14 protein-coding genes are annotated in these 16,453 nt (G+C 61.4%); 7 read left to right on the top strand and 7 right to left on the bottom strand.

Translation table 11 applies throughout. The features are described 5' to 3' along the window. Window positions 1–10 precede the first annotated feature (10 nt). Window positions 11–964: a DMT family transporter gene (locus tag NN484_RS16775; RefSeq protein WP_215502027.1), complete on the bottom strand. Its 954-nt coding sequence runs from the start codon at window positions 962–964 to the stop codon at window positions 11–13. Window positions 965–1,174: 210 nt separating this feature from the next. On the opposite strand from NN484_RS16775, the gene NN484_RS16780 reads away from it, so the two are divergent. Beyond that, the gene (locus NN484_RS16780; RefSeq protein WP_127648832.1) at window positions 1,175–1,369 is read left to right on the top strand and encodes a DUF6316 family protein; all 195 of its coding nucleotides are present in this window, start codon (window positions 1,175–1,177) and stop codon (window positions 1,367–1,369) included. 110 nt (window positions 1,370–1,479) lie between these two features. Here the strand turns inward: NN484_RS16780 and NN484_RS16785 are convergent, their stop codons facing one another. Both NN484_RS16785 and pap read right to left on the bottom strand, forming a co-directional pair. Then, the gene (locus tag NN484_RS16785) at window positions 1,480–2,664 is read right to left on the bottom strand and encodes a thiolase family protein (RefSeq protein WP_274657505.1); all 1,185 of its coding nucleotides are present in this window, start codon (window positions 2,662–2,664) and stop codon (window positions 1,480–1,482) included. Between the two features lie 103 nt (window positions 2,665–2,767). Continuing rightward, window positions 2,768–4,282, bottom strand: a complete 1,515-nt coding sequence (pap, locus tag NN484_RS16790; protein ID WP_274657506.1) for a polyphosphate:AMP phosphotransferase — start codon at window positions 4,280–4,282, stop codon at window positions 2,768–2,770. A 335-nt stretch (window positions 4,283–4,617) separates the two neighbouring features. On the opposite strand from pap, the gene mnmC reads away from it, so the two are divergent. The 5 genes from mnmC to NN484_RS16815 all read left to right on the top strand — a co-directional run bounded on the left by mnmC (window position 4,618) and on the right by NN484_RS16815 (window position 12,018). Further along, window positions 4,618–6,597 (top strand): bifunctional tRNA (5-methylaminomethyl-2-thiouridine)(34)-methyltransferase MnmC2/FAD-dependent 5-carboxymethylaminomethyl-2-thiouridine(34) oxidoreductase MnmC1, encoded by a 1,980-nt coding sequence (gene mnmC / locus NN484_RS16795; RefSeq protein ID WP_215502030.1) that lies wholly within the window; start codon window positions 4,618–4,620, stop codon window positions 6,595–6,597. A gap of 150 nt (window positions 6,598–6,747) precedes the next feature. Continuing rightward, window positions 6,748–8,520: an N-acetylglutaminylglutamine amidotransferase gene (locus tag NN484_RS16800; protein WP_127648888.1), complete on the top strand. Its 1,773-nt coding sequence runs from the start codon at window positions 6,748–6,750 to the stop codon at window positions 8,518–8,520. A gap of 3 nt (window positions 8,521–8,523) precedes the next feature. Next, window positions 8,524–10,269, top strand: a complete 1,746-nt coding sequence (gene ngg, locus NN484_RS16805; protein WP_215502031.1) for an N-acetylglutaminylglutamine synthetase — start codon at window positions 8,524–8,526, stop codon at window positions 10,267–10,269. Window positions 10,270–10,431: 162 nt separating this feature from the next. Further along, window positions 10,432–11,622, top strand: coding sequence for an osmoprotectant NAGGN system M42 family peptidase (locus NN484_RS16810; protein ID WP_215502032.1), 1,191 nt, complete (start codon window positions 10,432–10,434; stop codon window positions 11,620–11,622). A 168-nt stretch (window positions 11,623–11,790) separates the two neighbouring features. Then, complete coding sequence (locus tag NN484_RS16815) at window positions 11,791–12,018, top strand: YheU family protein (RefSeq protein ID WP_003192759.1); 228 nt, start codon at window positions 11,791–11,793, stop codon at window positions 12,016–12,018. Here NN484_RS16815 and csrA read toward each other — a convergent pair. The 3 genes from csrA to NN484_RS16830 form a co-directional block, all read right to left on the bottom strand. After that, window positions 12,015–12,200 carry a carbon storage regulator CsrA gene (gene csrA / locus NN484_RS16820; RefSeq protein ID WP_127648892.1) on the bottom strand — a complete coding sequence of 62 codons (186 nt, stop codon included), beginning with the start codon at window positions 12,198–12,200 and terminating at the stop codon, window positions 12,015–12,017. The genes NN484_RS16815 and csrA overlap by 4 nt on opposite strands. A gap of 146 nt (window positions 12,201–12,346) precedes the next feature. Next, on the bottom strand, window positions 12,347–12,679 hold the full coding sequence (locus NN484_RS16825; protein ID WP_003226957.1) for a YnfA family protein: 333 nt from the start codon (window positions 12,677–12,679) through the stop codon (window positions 12,347–12,349). A gap of 63 nt (window positions 12,680–12,742) precedes the next feature. Continuing rightward, window positions 12,743–13,558, bottom strand: coding sequence for an SDR family oxidoreductase (locus NN484_RS16830; RefSeq protein ID WP_274657507.1), 816 nt, complete (start codon window positions 13,556–13,558; stop codon window positions 12,743–12,745). Window positions 13,559–13,881: 323 nt separating this feature from the next. Between NN484_RS16830 and NN484_RS16835 the strand changes: the two genes are divergently transcribed. After that, window positions 13,882–14,040, top strand: a complete 159-nt coding sequence (locus tag NN484_RS16835) for a DUF3309 family protein (RefSeq protein ID WP_172833327.1) — start codon at window positions 13,882–13,884, stop codon at window positions 14,038–14,040. A gap of 56 nt (window positions 14,041–14,096) precedes the next feature. Here the strand turns inward: NN484_RS16835 and NN484_RS16840 are convergent, their stop codons facing one another. Further along, on the bottom strand, window positions 14,097–16,190 hold the full coding sequence (locus NN484_RS16840; protein WP_274657508.1) for an LTA synthase family protein: 2,094 nt from the start codon (window positions 16,188–16,190) through the stop codon (window positions 14,097–14,099). Window positions 16,191–16,453 lie beyond the last annotated feature (263 nt).

Consider the following 16,453-nt stretch of genomic DNA (forward strand, 5'->3'; position numbering starts at 1 on the left):
CTTTTGATTTTCAGGCCATACGCATTCGCCGCGCCTTCAACCCGGCCATCAACGACGGCCCCAACGCCACCAGCACCGAACCCAGCACCACCAGCACTGCCCCGCCATAACCCAGGCCATTGATCTGCTCGGCGTGCACGTATTCCGGCCACATCCACGCCGCCAGCGCCACCGCACCAAAGGTCACCAACGGGGTGATCGCCAACGTCGCACTGACCCGCGACGCCTCCCAATGCGCCAGCGCTTCGGCAAATGCGCCATAGGCAATCAACGTATTCATGCAGCACGCCAGCAGCAGCCAGCCCTGCAACGGGCTCAGCTCCAATGCCTCGAGCGGATGCACCCACGGCGTCAGCAACAGCGCGCAGAACAGGTAGATCACCATCATCACCTGCAGCGAATTCCACACCGTGAGCAATTGCTTCTGGCCCAGCGCGTAAAAGGTCCAGACCGTCGAGGCCAACAGCACCAGCAACACGCCAGCGGTGTAGTCCGACAACGAGGTGAGCAGTTCGGCCAGACGCTGATTGAAGAACAGCACAAAGCCGATCAGCAGCACCGCCAGGCCAATGCCCTGGCCGATGCTGAAGCGCTCCTTGAACACGAACAGGCTGGCGATCAGCAACATGATCGGTCCCATCTGCACCACCAGTTGCGCGGTGCCGGGGCTGAGCAGGTTGAGGCCCATCAGGTACAGCACGTAGTTGCCGACCAGCCCGAGCACCGCCATCAACACCAGCCAGCCGCCCCGGGGTCCGAGCGCTTTACGGCTCGGCAGACGCTTGACCGACGCCAGATAAATGAACAGGCAACCGCCGGAGACCAACAGGCGAAACCAGGTCACCGTGATCGGGTCCATCACCTGCAACACCTGCTTGAGCTTGATCGGCAGGATGCCCCACAGGAAGGCCGTCAGCAGCGCCAGGAACAGACCGTAAACCCAGCGACCGGATGAAATGTGCATGCGAACCCCAATGCCTGCTGACAAGAGCAGTCATTCTAGGCGCGCACGCAGGTGCAACACAGGGACAGTTCGGGCCAGGCCGCAAATGAAACTGCGCAGGTCGCAGCATTAAATTGACGGATCGCCGTTGATCGGCTGGGCGGGCGCGCCAAGTGCTTCAGGCATAAGCTCGTTGGACCCCTTTCAGCGCATCAATCAAGGAGGCCGATCATGTACGGAATGCGCGCCCAGGACAGCGCCCCCGCCACGCACTTTCGCAGCGACCGGTTGTGTCGGGTCAATGGCGAACTGTTTTTCTGCACGCGAGAGAACACCCTTGAAGGGCCGTTCGACAATGCGCAAAAGGCTGAGCAGGAAATAAAGGCGTATATCGCGCGGATGCAGCTTCTGGATTCCAACCGGTAACCGGGTTGATCCAATCGCGAGCAGGCTCACTCCTACAGGGGACGCATTCCAAATGTAGGAGTGAGCCTGCTCGCGATAGCAACCGATCAGCCAACAAATTTATTCCTGATTCAGCGCACCGCCTCAAACAACCCCGTCGCCCCCATCCCGCCACCCACGCACATGGTGACGATGCCGTAACGCAGATCCCGCCGCTGCAACTCGCGCACCAGATGCCCGACCTGTCGTGATCCGGTCATGCCGAACGGGTGGCCAATGGAAATCGAGCCGCCGTTGACGTTGTATTTGTCGTTCTCGATTTCCAGCCGATCCCGCGCATACAGGCACTGCGAAGCGAACGCCTCGTTGAGTTCCCACAGATCGATGTCCGCCACCTGCAAGCCTTTGGCCTTGAGCAGTTTCGGCACCGAGAACACCGGGCCGATGCCCATCTCGTCCGGCTCGCAACCGGCCACGGTGAAACCGCGGAAAAATGCCTTGGGCTTGAGCCCCAGTTGCAGGGCTTTTTCCAGGCTCATCACCAGGGTCATCGATGCACCGTCAGACAACTGCGACGAGTTGCCGGCGGTTACCGAACCGTCCTCGGCAAACACCGGTTTCAATCCGGCGAGGCTTTCGTAGGTGGTGTCCGGGCGGTTGCAGTCGTCACGGTCGACGATGCCGTCGAGAATTTGCACCTCACCGCTGTGCTTGTCCTCGACCCGGTACTTGACCGCCATCGGCACGATTTCATCATCGAACAGTCCGGCGGCCTGCGCCTGGGCCGTGCGCAACTGGCTCTGCAGCGCATAGCGATCCTGCGCCTCGCGGCTGACGGCATAACGGCGCGCTACCACTTCAGCGGTCTGGCCCATCGTGTAATAGATGCCCGGTACCTGCTGCTTGAGCAACGGGTTGATCAGGTGATCGGTGTTGACGCTTTTCAGGGTCAGGCTGATCGACTCGACGCCACCGGCAACAATGATGTCGCTGCAACCGGAAGCGATCTGGTTGGCGGCAATCGCGATCGCCTGCAAACCCGAGGAGCAAAAACGATTGAGGGTCATGCCGGCCACATTGGTGCCCAGGCGCGAGAGCACTGCCACGTTACGACCGATGTTGTAACCCTGCGCGCCCTCGTTGGAGCCGGCGCCGACAATGCAATCCTCGACGCTGGCCGGGTCGATGTCGTTGCGCGACAGCAGCGCGTTGACGCAATGGGCCGCCATGTCGTCGGGACGGGTCTGGTTGAACTTGCCGCGAAAGGACTTGGCCAGGCCGGTCCGCACGCTGTCGACGATCACCACTTCACGCATGGCATACCTCAATTGTTGTTGTCGGAAGAGAGTGAACCGAGCATAAGTCCACCCCGCCGCCGACGGCGACAATCATTCACCCCGCGTATGCGTGTCCATCGGCTCAGTCCTTGTGCTTTTTCGCACGCTTGTCGGACTTTTCGAACGCCTCTTCGAGCGCCCGGTTGATCGTGCGCAGCACCTTGACCCGCGCCCAGCGCTTGTCATTGGCCTCGACCAGGGTCCACGGCGAAATCTCGGTGCTGGTGCGGTCGACCATGTCGCCTACGGCCGCGCGGTAGACGTCCCACTTGTCGCGATTGCGCCAGTCGTCTTCGGTGATCTTGAAGCGCTTGAATGGAATCTGTTCCCGGGACTGGAACCGCTCCATCTGCGTGTCCTTGTCGATCGCCAGCCAGAACTTGACGACGATGACGCCGGCATCGGCGATCTGCTCCTCGAAGTCATTGATCTCGCTGTAGGCGCGCAGCCAGTCGGCCGGGCTGCAAAAGCCCTCGACCCGCTCCACCAGGACCCGACCGTACCAAGAGCGGTCGAACACGGTGAACTTGCCCCGCGCCGGCAGGTGCCGCCAGAAACGCCACAAGTACGGCTGCGCACGCTCCTCCTCGGTCGGTGCGGCAATCGGCACGATGCTGTACTGACGCGGATCGAGCGCCGCCGCCACCCGGCGGATCGCCCCGCCCTTGCCCGCCGCATCGTTGCCTTCGAACACCGCCACCAGGGCGTGGCGGCGCATGCGTTTGTCACGCATCAACCCGGAAAAACGCGCCTGCTCGGTGATCAGTTGTTCTTCGTAGTCTTTCTTTTCCAGCTGCTGATTCAGGTCGAGGCTGTCGAGCAGGTTCAGTTGATCGACCGCCGTGCCCAGCGGTGCGGCGTTGACTTCCTCAGTGTGCACCTGTGGCCGCTTGAGCGCGGTTTGCAGGCCTTCGAGCAGGATCTTGCCGACCGCCAGGCTGCGGTAATTGGCGTCCATGCCTTCGATGACGTGCCAAGGTGAGTAGTCGCGGCTGGTGCGGCGCAGCACGCGTTCGCCGTATTTGACGAACTTGTCGTAGGTCTGCGATTGCTGCCAGTCCAGCGGGCTGATGCGCCAGCTGTGCAGCGGGTCGTCGGCCAGTGCCTTGAGCCGCGCCTTCATCTGTTTCTTGGACAGGTGGAACCAGAACTTGAAGATCAGCGCGCCTTCGTCGCACAGCATCTTTTCCAGACGCTCGGCGGCGTTGATCGCCTGATCCAGACGCGGATCCTTGAACAAACCGTGAACCCGCCCCTGGAGCATCTGGCTGTACCAGTTACCGAAGAACACCCCCATCCGCCCCTTGGCCGGGAGCATCCGCCAGTAACGCCAGGCCGGTGGCCGCGCCAGCTCTTCATCGGTCTGCTGATCGAAGGTGCGCACCTCGATCAGGCGCGGGTCCATCCATTCGTTGAGCAACTTGACGGTTTCGCCCTTGCCGGCGCCTTCGATGCCGTTGATCAAAATGATCACCGGGAAACGCTTCTGCTGCTGCAACTCAAACTGCGCTTCCAGTAATGCTTCACGCAGCGCAGGCACAGCCGCGTCGTAAGTCTCTTTGTCGATGGCGTGACCGATTTCAGCGGATTCAAACATAGGGACGGCTCCTTCCAGGATTCAGCAAGACTAGCGGATTGGGCACGGCGATGGAGGGGAAATTCCCCCACAAAGTTGGGTTAAATGATTGAAACCCTGTGGCGAGGGAGCTTGCTCCCGCTCGGCTGCGCAGCAGTCGCAAAATCTGCAACCACGGTCCTCCAGACAAATAGCGGTCGCAGGTTTTGGGGCTGCTGCGCACCCCGGCGGGAGCAAGCTCCCTCGCCACAAAAGCCGGTGATGATCCTGCATTCGACCCAAGGACCACTTGCCATGGATCAAGCACCCTCCGCGCGATCGGCTAGAATGGCCGCCTTGTCGTTGCCGAGCCTGCCATGAAACCTGTATTGCCCCACGCCCAACTCGACTGGGATGACCAGGGACGCCCGCGTTCGCGGGTGTTCGATGATGTGTATTTTTCCGACCAGTCGGGGCTGGATGAAACCCGTTATGTGTTCCTCGAACAGAACCGTCTGGCCGAGCGTTTTGCGGCGCTGCCGGCGCACGGGCGACTGGTGATCGGCGAAACCGGGTTCGGCACCGGACTGAATTTTCTCTGTGCCTGGCAGTTGTTCGAGCAACACGCGGTGGCCGGGGCGCGGCTGCATTTCGTCAGCGTCGAAAAGTACCCGCTGAGTCCGGCCGATCTGCAACGGGCCTTGGCTTTGTGGCCGGAGCTCAAGCCGCTGGCCGAGCAGTTGCTGACCCATTACGTGGCGATCCATCAGGGTTTTCAGCGGATCATTCTGGGCAATGGCCGGGTGACGCTGACGCTGCTGATCGGCGATGCGCTGGAGCAACTGCCGCAGCTCGATGCGCAGATCGACGCGTGGTTCCTCGACGGTTTCGCCCCGGCAAAAAACCCTGAGATGTGGACCGCCGAACTGTTCATCGAACTGGCACGGCTGGCCGCGCCCGGCTCGACCATCAGCACCTTCACCAGCACCGGTTGGGTGCGGCGCTTGCTCAACGCCGCCGGGTTCAAGATGAAGCGCACGCCGGGCATCGGCCACAAGTGGGAAATCCTGCGCGGCGAGTTTCTCGGCTGGCCGCAGGACGTTGCGCCACCGGCGCCGGACAAACCGTGGTTCGCCCGCCCTGCCCCGGTGACCGGTGAACGTCGAGCGCTGGTGATCGGCGCCGGGTTGGCCGGTTGCGCCAGCGCCGCCAGCCTCGCGGCGCGCGGTTGGCAGGTCAGCCTGCTGGAGCGGCATGCCGACGTGGCGCAGGAAGCGTCGGGCAATCCACAGGGCGTGCTGTACCTGAAGTTGTCGGCCCACGGCACCGCATTGTCGCAACTGATCGTCAGCGGGTTCGGCTACACCCGCCGTCTGCTGGAAACCCTGCAACGCGGCACGGACTGGGACGATTGCGGCGTGCTGCAACTGGCGTTCAATGCCAAAGAGGCCGAGCGTCAGGCGCAATTGGCCGCGGCGTTCCCGGAAGATCTGGTGCACTGGCTCGATCAGCCGCAAGCCGAAATTCAGGCCGGGATCAGTCTGGCCCACGGCGGGCTGTTCTACCCCGAAGGTGGCTGGGTGCATCCGCCGGCGCTGTGCCAGGCGCAAGCCACGCAACCGAACATCCAATTGCTCAAGCATCACCACGCGCTGGAACTGCGCCAGGTCGAGGGCCAGTGGCAGGCCCTCGACGGCGACCGCGTGCTCGCCAGCGCCCCGGTGGTGGTGCTGGCCGGCGCGGCCGAAATCAAACGTTTTGCGCAAAGTGCCGAGCTGCCGCTCAAGCGCATTCGCGGGCAGATCACGCGTCTGCCGCAAACCGTTGAGAGTCAGGCATTGAGCACCGTGGTCTGCGCCGAAGGCTACGTCGCACCGGCACGCCTTGGCGAACACACCCTCGGCGCCAGCTTCGACTTCAACAGCGATGACCTGACCCCGACCACCGCCGAACACCTGGGCAATCTGGCGATGCTCGAAGAGATTTCCGGCGATCTGGTGGCGCGTCTGCACATCCACGAACTGCCCGCGCAAACGCTAGAGGGCCGCGCTGCCTTCCGCTGCACCAGCCCCGATTATCTGCCGATTGTCGGCCCGCTCGCCGACCGCGAAACCTTCGCTCAGGCCTATGCCGCGTTGGCCAAGGATGCGCGGCAAGTGCCGGACGTTGCCTGCCCGTGGCTCGACGGTCTGTACGTCAACAGTGGCCATGGCTCACGGGGGCTGATCACCGCGCCGCTGTCCGGCGAACTGCTGGCCGCGTGGCTGGATAATGAGCCGCTGCCACTGCCCAGAAGTGTTGCCGAGGCCTGCCATCCCAACCGTTTCGCGCTGCGCCAGTTGATTCGCGGCAAGTGAAAAATCGCGACTGGCCGCCGGTCAGTCGCCACCCCTTATAACTCATCGTTCTAAAACTCCCACAACTGCACCGGGTCAGTTTCTGAGTACCGGCCATTTTGGCCGGACGCGGAATCACCTCTCCCCAACGGAAAAACCGGTAAGGACTTTATGTGCGGATTAGCTGGCGAGTTACGTTTTGATCATCAACCTGCAGACCTTGCAGCCATTGAGCGAATCACCCACCACCTGGCCCCTCGCGGCCCCGACGCGTGGGGCTTCCATGCCCAAGGGCCGATTGCCCTGGGCCATCGTCGCCTGAAAATCATGGACCTGTCGGACGGCTCGGCGCAGCCGATGATCGACAGCCAACTGGGTTTGTCCCTGGCCTTCAACGGCGCAATCTACAACTTTCCGCAATTGCGCGCCGAACTCGAAGCGCTCGGTTATGCCTTCTATTCCGGTGGCGACACCGAAGTGCTGCTCAAGGGTTACCACGCCTGGGGCGAAGCACTGCTGCCAAAACTCAACGGCATGTTTGCCTTCGCCATCTGGGAACGTGACGCCCAGCGCCTGTTCATCGCTCGCGACCGTCTCGGCGTGAAGCCTTTGTACCTGTCACGCACCGGCCAGCGTTTGCGCTTTGCCTCGGCCCTGCCGGCGTTGCTCAAGGGTGGCGACATCAACCCGATCCTCGACCCAGTGGCGCTCAATCACTATCTGAATTTCCACGCCGTGGTGCCCGCTCCACGCACCTTGCTCGCGGGCATCGAAAAGCTGCCGCCAGCGTCCTGGATGCGTGTTGAAGCCGATGGCAGCACCGAGCAGAAAACCTGGTGGACCCTGCCCTACGGCCCACACGACGACGAGAAAAACCTGACCCTTGAAGACTGGCGTGACCGCGTGCTCGACAGCACCCGCGAAGCCGTGGCGATCCGTCAACGCGCGGCGGTGGATGTTGGCGTGCTGCTCTCGGGCGGCGTCGATTCGAGCATGCTGGTCGGGCTGTTGCGTGAAGTCGGCGTGGAAAACCTGTCGACCTTTTCCATCGGTTTCCAGGACGCTGGTGGCGAGCGCGGTGACGAGTTCCAGTATTCGGACTTGATCGCCAAGCACTACGGCACTCAGCACCACCAATTGCGCATCGACGAAAAAGAAATCATCGAACAACTGCCCGCTGCGTTCCGTGCGATGAGCGAACCGATGGTCAGCCACGATTGCATCGCCTTCTATCTGTTGTCCCGCGAAGTGGCCAAGCACTGCAAGGTGGTGCAAAGCGGCCAGGGTGCCGACGAGCTGTTTGCCGGGTATCACTGGTATCCGCAGGTCGACGGTGCGGCGGATCCGTACGCGGCCTATCGCGCGGCGTTCTTCGACCGCAGTTACGACGACTACGCCGCCACCGTGCAGCCAAAATGGCTGACCGCGAATGACGCGGCCGGCGACTTCGTGAAGGCACATTTCGCCCAACCCGGCGCCGATGCTGCGGTCGATAAAGCCCTGCGTCTGGACAGTACGGTGATGCTGGTGGACGACCCGGTCAAACGCGTCGACAACATGACCATGGCCTGGGGCCTGGAAGCACGCACGCCGTTTCTCGACTATCGCCTGGTGGAACTCTCGGCGCGGATTCCCGGCCAGTTCAAGCTGCCCGATGGCGGCAAACAGGTACTCAAAGAAGCTGCACGCCTGGTGATTCCAAGCGAAGTGATCGACCGCAAGAAAGGCTACTTCCCGGTACCGGGTCTCAAGCATTTGCAGGGCGACACCCTGAACTGGGTACGTGAACTGCTGCTGGATCCGAGCCAGGATCGCGGCCTGTTCAACCCGGCCATGCTCGACAAACTGCTGACCGATCCGCAAGGCCAATTGACCCCACTGCGCGGCTCGAAACTGTGGCAACTGGCGGCCCTGAACCTGTGGCTCAGTGAACAAGGAATCTGATCGATGAAACCTCACGCCACGGCTATCAGCCAACGCCTGTTGCGCGGTCAGACACCCTCATATGAGCGCTTGCAGGCACGTCTGGCCGAAGACGGCAGCGAACTCGGCGGCGATCCCATCGCCGTGCATTGCGGTTGGGGCCGGCTACTGATCGGCCACACCTTTCCTGACCCGGCGACGCTGGCGCAGGAACTGCTCAACGAGCAGCCGGGCGAGCGCGACATCGCCCTGTACGTCGCCGCGCCGCAGCAAATTCTGGGTCTGGAACCGACTCAGCTGTTTCTCGACCCATCCGATACCTTGCGTCTGTGGTTCAGCGATTACCGCCAGGCTACGCGAGTATTTCGCGGTTTCCGGATTCGCCGGGCGCAAAGCGAAGCGGACTGGCAGGCGATCAATCAGCTGTATCTGGCGCGCGGCATGCTGCCGATCGATGCCACGCGGCTGACCCCGCACCATCAGGGCGGCCCGGTGTACTGGCTGGCCGAAGATGAAGACAGCGGCGCGGTGATCGGCAGCGTCATGGGTCTGAATCATCACAAGGCGTTCAACGACCCGGAAAACGGCAGCAGCCTGTGGTGCCTGGCGGTCGATCCGCAGTGTTCGCGCCCCGGTGTCGGCGAAGTGCTGGTGCGGCATTTGATCGAGCATTTCATGAGTCGCGGCCTGAGTTATCTGGACCTGTCGGTGCTGCACGACAACCGACAGGCGAAGAACCTCTACGCCAAGCTCGGTTTCCGCAACCTCTCGACCTTCGCCATCAAACGCAAGAACGGCATCAATCAGCCGCTGTTTCTCGGCCCGGGACCGGAGGCGCAGTTCAATCCGTATGCGCGGATCATCGTCGAAGAAGCGCATCGGCGTGGCATCGATGTGCAAGTGGATGACGCCGATGCCGGGCTGTTCACCCTCAGCCATGGCGGGCGCCGGGTGCGTTGCCGCGAATCGCTGAGCGACCTGACCAGCGCCATCAGCATGAGCCTGTGCCAGGACAAAAGCCTGACCCACAAGGTGTTGAAAGGCGCCGGCCTGAACCTGCCCTCACAGCAACTGGCAGGCAATGCCGACGACAACCTGGCGTTTCTCGACGAGCATCAGCGGGTGGTGGTCAAGCCGCTCGACGGTGAACAGGGCCAGGGCGTGGCGGTGGATCTGCAGAGCATCGAAGAGGTGCAGCAAGCCATCGACTCCGCCAAGCGTTTTGACAGCCGGGTGCTGCTCGAAAGCTTCCACGAAGGGCTGGACCTGCGGATTCTGGTGATCGGTTTTGAAGTGGTGGCGGCGGCGATTCGTCGTCCGGCAGAAGTGGTCGGTGACGGGCATCACTCGATTGGCGCCTTGATCGAGGCCCAGAGCCGGCGCCGGCAAGCTGCCACCGGCGGCGAGAGCAAGATCCCGCTGGATCACGAAACCCAGCGCACCCTGCACGCGGCCGGTTATGACTACAGCAGCATCCTGCCGGCCGGCAAGCATCTGTTCGTGCGCCGTACTGCCAATCTGCACACCGGCGGCACCCTGGAGGATGTCACCGCGATCCTGCATCCGACCCTGATCGATGCCGCTGTACGCGCGGCGCGAGCGCTGGACATTCCGATGGTCGGCCTTGATCTGATGGTGCCGGCGGCGGATCAACCGGAGTACGTGTTTATCGAAGCCAACGAACGTGCGGGCCTGGCCAATCATGAGCCGCAGCCGACGGCGGAGCGGTTTGTCGATTTGTTGTTTCCGCACAGTCAGCCTGCAGTCTGAAATTGATGTGCTGAACGTACCGCAGCCATCGCGAGCAGGCTCATTCCTACATTTAATCGCGTTCCCCTGTAGGAGTGAGCCTGCTCGCGATGCGGCCCTCAAAGGCACCACAAATCTTCCTCATCGAAACCATCGATGCGCCTCAACTCATCAGGAGTTTCCATGACCACACATATCCCCGAACCGGATCTGAACTACCTGCAAAAAGTCCTGCTGGAAATGCTCGCCATTCCCAGTCCCACCGGGTTCACCGACACCATCGTGCGCTACGTCGCCGAGCGTCTGGAAGAACTCGGCATTCCCTTTGAAATGACCCGTCGCGGCACGATTCGCGCCACCCTCAAGGGCAAGAAGAACAGCCCTGACCGCGCCGTCTCCGCACACCTCGACACCATCGGCGCGGCCGTGCGCGCAGTGAAAGACAACGGGCGTCTGACCCTGGCCCCGGTCGGCTGCTGGTCGAGCCGGTTTGCCGAAGGCAGCCGCGTCAGCCTGTTCACCGACAACGGCGTGATTCGCGGCAGCGTGTTGCCGCTGATGGCGTCCGGGCACGCGTTCAACACCGCCGTGGACGAAATGCCGATCAGTTGGGATCACGTCGAACTGCGCCTGGACGCCTACTGCGCCACCAAGGCCGACTGCGACTCACTGGGTATCAGCGTCGGCGACGTGGTGGCATTCGACCCGCTGCCGGAGTTCACTGACAGCGGCCATATCAGCGCCCGTCACCTGGATGACAAGGCCGGTGTCGCGGCGTTGCTCGCTTCGCTCAAAGCCATCGTCGACAGCGGTCAGGAGTTGATGATCGACTGTCACCCGCTATTCACCATCACCGAAGAAACCGGCAGCGGTGCGGCGGCGGCCTTGCCGTGGGATGTCAGCGAATTCGTCGGCATCGACATCGCACCGGTCGCGCCGGGCCAGCATTCCAGCGAGCACGCGGTGAGCGTGGCGATGCAGGATTCCGGCGGGCCATACGACTATCACCTGTCGCGCCATCTGCTGCGCCTGGCCAGCGAAAACGAACTGCCGGTGCGCCGTGACCTGTTTCGCTATTACTTCAGCGACGCGCATTCGGCGGTCACCGCCGGGCACGATATCCGTACTGCCCTGCTCGCCTTCGGCTGCGATGCCACGCATGGTTACGAACGCACGCACATCGACAGCCTGGCAGCGCTCAGTCGTTTGCTCGGGGCGTACATCCTGAGTCCACCAGTGTTCGCCAGCGATGCCGCGCCGGCCAATGCATCGCTCGATCGCTTCAGTCATCAGATCGAACATGAGACGCAAATGGAGAGCGATACCCGGGTGCCGTCGGTAGACAGTCTGGTGGGGCAACGTTCCGACAGTTAATTCTTTGTTCTGAACTATGGCTATCGCGAGCAGGCTCACTCCTACAGTTGGAATGCATTTCCCTGTAGGAGTGAGCCTGCTCGCGATGAGGCCGGTACCCACCACACAAAACTGGCAGGCAAACCGCAATCGCCGTAGCATCCCGACATTGATTTAGCCGAGGTGCCCATGCTGATTCCCTACGATGCTCTTGAAGTCGACACCCTCACCCGCCTGATCGAGGATTTCGTCACCCGCGATGGCACCGACAACGGTGATGACACACCGCTGGAAACCCGCGTGTTGCGTGTGCGCCAGGCGCTGACCAAAGGCCAGGCACTGATCGTGTTCGACCCGGAAAGCGAGCAATGCCAGCTGATGCTCAAACACGATGTGCCCAAGCATCTGTTCGACTAGCGGACCTTTTCGGTGGCCTGTTTGCGCTGAATCCGCGCGTAGACTTCAGAGCGGTGCACATTGACCTTCTGCGGTGCCTCGACACCAAAGCGCACACTGGAACCGTTGACTGACAAAACGCGCACGGAAATGTCGTCACCGATGGAAATCAACTCGCCCACAACACGGCTGAGTACAAGCATGGAGTTCGTCCTTCAGGGTTAGCCAGCCCTGAAGATGCGCGGTGAACGCCCGCTCGACAATGCGCGGCGAGCAATTCAGTCTTGCCCTACACCCGCAATCGCTGCGCCCGTCAGACGTTTCCTGCAAATCGCTAAACAGCCTCGTCTCAAGCAGCGGAAAAGCGTGGCCCGAACAGAATCACACTGGCCCCGATCACGCACAGCGCCACGCCGATCCAGTCCGAACCCAACGGGCGCACACGCTCGACCACCGCCAGCCAACCGATCGACGCCACGATATAGATCCCGCCATACGCGGCATAGGCGCGACCGGCGTAAGCCGCTTCGACACGGGTCAGCAACAGGGCGAACAGGGTCAGGCTGAGCAGCGCCGGGATCACCCACAGGGCACTTTTGCCTTGGCGCAACCACATGAAAAAAGCGAAACAACCGGCGATTTCAAACAGCGCCGCCAGAAAGAACCACAGGTAATTGAGCATTGATGCGTCTCGACAGGGTGACCATTGCGGCCACCCTAACGACGCGACACCCGGCGGGCAAGTTCAACCGTTGGTGGGTCTGGCCTTGGCGCGCATTTTATCGGCCATGGTGGTCATTTCGTTGTAGATCAGTTGCGGGTTCTTCTGCTTGATCGCCCAGGCCATGCGCCCCTGTTCGTGCGGCAGGATCATGAACTCGCCGGCGGCCACTTGCTGATAAATGTAGTCGGCGATGTCGGCTGCGCTGATCGGTGAACTTTCCAGCAACTTGCCGACCTGCGCTTTCATCGCCGGGGTCGGGCCACGGAACGAATCGAGCAAGTTGGTCTGGAAGAACGATGGGCAGACCACATGCACCCCGACTTCCTGCTGCGCCAGTTCCACCAGCAGGCTTTCCGACAACGCCACCACACCGGCCTTGGCCACGTTGTAGTTGCTCATCGCCGGGCCCTGCATCAACGCCGCCATCGAGGCGATGTTGATGATCTTGCCTTTGCTCTGCTCCAGCAGCGGCAGGAACGCCTTGCAGCCCTTGACCACACCCATCAGGTTGATTGCGATCTGCCAGTCCCAATCTTCCAGCGACAGTTCGCTGAAGAACCCGCCGGACGCCACACCCGCGTTGTTGACGATGACATCGATGCCGCCCAGCTTCACTTCGCAGGCCTGGGCAAACGCGGTGAGCTGGCTGTAATCGCGCACATCGCAGCGTTGGGTGAAACCGTCGCCACCGGCCTCACGCACAAGCTTCAGGGTTTCCTGCAGGCCGGGCTCGCTGACGTCGGACAAGGCCAGCTGCCAGCCTTCACGCGCCCAGCGCAGCGCGATTTCGCGACCCAAACCTGAGCCCGCACCCGTGATCATCATGCGATTTTGCATAGCAGACAGCCCTGTTGTTCCGTAGGAGATGCGCGGAGTGTAGCGAAGGTTCTGCGTGCGCCCACGCTCCATCAAGTTGCTGAATGGAGGATCAAAAGATCGCAGCCTTCGGCAGCGCCTACATGGATGGATATAGGAGCTATCGAGTGAAACGAGGCTGCGATCTTTTTGCCTTAAAGGAAATAAGCCTGAAATCTAAATACATTAAAAAAACTTTGAATCTTCTGTCATTCGCACCAGTCGGAATTTGTAAGCCGTCTGGATTTAGTTAGCCTCCAGTCGCCCTTGAATACCAAGACTTCTCGAACACTATCAACAAGGAAATCGACATGGGCACAATTCTTATCATTATCCTGATCCTGTTGCTGATCGGTGGTCTGCCGGTCTTCCCGCACTCCAGAAGTTGGGGTTACGGCCCGTCGGGCATTATCGGCGTGGTCTTGGTGGTGCTGTTGGTCTTGCTGTTACTTGGCAAGATATAAAACCCCAAGACAAAAAAAGAGGCCCTCAGGGGCCTCTTTTTTATGCAGCGGTTTTATCAGTCGGGCTTGCCATTGATCACACCGGCGGTGTTATCCATCAGGCTCTTGGTCGCGGTTTGCAGGAACGCTTCAAGCTTGAGTTTCAGTTCGGCGGTACGCGGGGCGTCCGCAATGATCTCGGCAGAAGGGTTCGCGCCCAGTTGGTACTGATAGATCTTCGGCGCCATTTCCTTCTCTTTCGGCAGCACCAGGATCTGGTCGGCGGTGACGATGGCAGTGGTCTGCTCGCTGCCCGACGGCTTGATCACACCGAAACCGGTGTCGCCTGCCGGCAGGTTGAGCAAATCACGCCCCCAGCACTGGTGACGCACTTCGCCACCGAGACGCCCCATGATGGTCGGCACGATGTCGATCTGGGTGCCCACGGTGTGGTCACGGGTACCGAACTTCTCCTGGATGCCCGGTGCGATCATCAGCATCGGCACGTTGAAGCGGCCCAGGTCCATTTCGGTGATCTGACGCTCGTTGCCGAAACCGTGGTCGCCGACGATCACGAACAGGGTTTCCTTGAAGTACGGCTCTTTGCGCGCCTTCTCGAAGAACTGACCCAACGCCCAGTCGGAGTAACGCATGGCGGTCAGGTGTTCGTTGAGCGTGCCGCGATCGGTCACGCGCTCGACCGGCAATGGCGTCGGCAAGGCGTACGGCGTGTGGTTGGACAGGGTTTGCAGCAGCGCATAGAACGGTTTGCCGTTTTCCCGCGCCTTCAGCTCCACCAGACCGCGGTCGAACATGTCCTGGTCGGACACGCCCCAGGTCGGATCGGAGAACACCGGGTTGACGAAGTCGTTGCGGCCAACGAAGTTGGTCATGCCCTGGTTGCTGAAGAAGCCCGACTGGTTGTCCCAGGCGAAGTCACCGTTGTAGACGTAGACGTCGTCATACTTGCGCGCGCTGAGCAGCTGCGGCAAGCCGGAGAGCTTGTGGCTGCCTTCCGGGGTCTGCATCAGGTATTCGAAACCCGGCAGGTTCGGGAAGCACGCCATGGTCGCAAACATGCCCTGGTGGGTATGCGTACCGTTGGAGAAGAAGCGGTCAAACAGCAGGCCTTCCTTCGACAGTTTGTCGAGGTATGGCGTGATGTTGCCCGGCGCGCCCAGGGCGCCCACGGAGTGACCGGCCATGCTTTCCATCAGGATCACGACCACGTTCTTGATCGGCAGGGTCTTGTCGGCCGGCGGCGTGTAGTCACGACGCACGGCGGCGATGTCGGCATCGACCAGTTTGTCGTCCGGCATCACCAGCATCTCGCGCACCACTTTCTGCGCCTGTTCCTGCGGCAGGGTGGCTTTCCAGATGTTGTTGCGATCCTCGCCCATGCGGTCCTTGGCAGCCGCGATCAGCGACAGCGTACCGTTGAGGCCGAGCTGGTTGGCGAAGTTCGATTCGGTGGTGTACACGTCACCCCAACGCAACGGCGGGCCCTGACGCAGGGTGCCACGGGCGGCCACCACGCAGATCAGCAGGCAGACCACGAACACCGCCAGGCGGGTGTACCACGGCGCCACCTGACGGGTGCCGACGTTGCCGCCGCTGAACGGGCCCCGTGGACGGGTTGCACGGTCGGCGCCCTTGAAGGCCAGGGTCAGGATCACGGTACCGACGGCCCACCCCAGCAGGTAGCGCACCACCGGAAAACCGTACCAGAGCATGCTCATCACGGTTTTCGGGTCTTCCTTCACGTACTGGAACACCAGGCCGTTGAGGCGCTGGTGGAACTCGCGGTAGAAGTCCATCTCCATCAGGCCGAGGAACAGCGCGATGCTGGAAGCCACGGTCAGCCACAGACGGAAGAAGCCGCGTGCCGCCATCGCCCGCGCACTGAACAGTGCCAGCAGCAGCGGAACGCAGACGTAGACCACCAGGCGCAGGTCGAAACGCAGGCCGTTGGCGAAAGCTTCGAGGAAGGTCGAAGCCGGGGTGTCGAGGATCATCTCGCGGTTGTAGACCAGCAGCGCGAGGCGCAGCACGGAAAACATCACCATCATGACCAGAGCACACAGCAGTGTGTAGGCCAGATGCGATTTGACGGTCGGTTGCAGCAGGCGAGTGGAAGATCGCTGCTGATTCAGGGCGTCCGGGTTTGCCATGTCGTTTTAGGACCCATTGGAAGTTGAAGTTGCAAAATACAGCGGCGCCATGCCCTCTATTGGCCATTCCAGGCCCCGGGGCGTGCGCGGTGCGCGGTGCGCAAATGTTGCACGATCAACGACAGCATTGCCATTGATTACTACCCCGCTGCCCGACTCTTTCATACAGGCTGCCGCAGGGAGACGAAGTGAATTGCCTGGGTGAATTGTCTGGAACGCTTTGTGAAAATTTCGTGCAGCGCATATCTGGAAACACAATATAA

Source organism: Pseudomonas serboccidentalis, assembly GCF_028830055.1.
GTDB lineage: Bacteria > Pseudomonadota > Gammaproteobacteria > Pseudomonadales > Pseudomonadaceae > Aquipseudomonas > Aquipseudomonas serboccidentalis.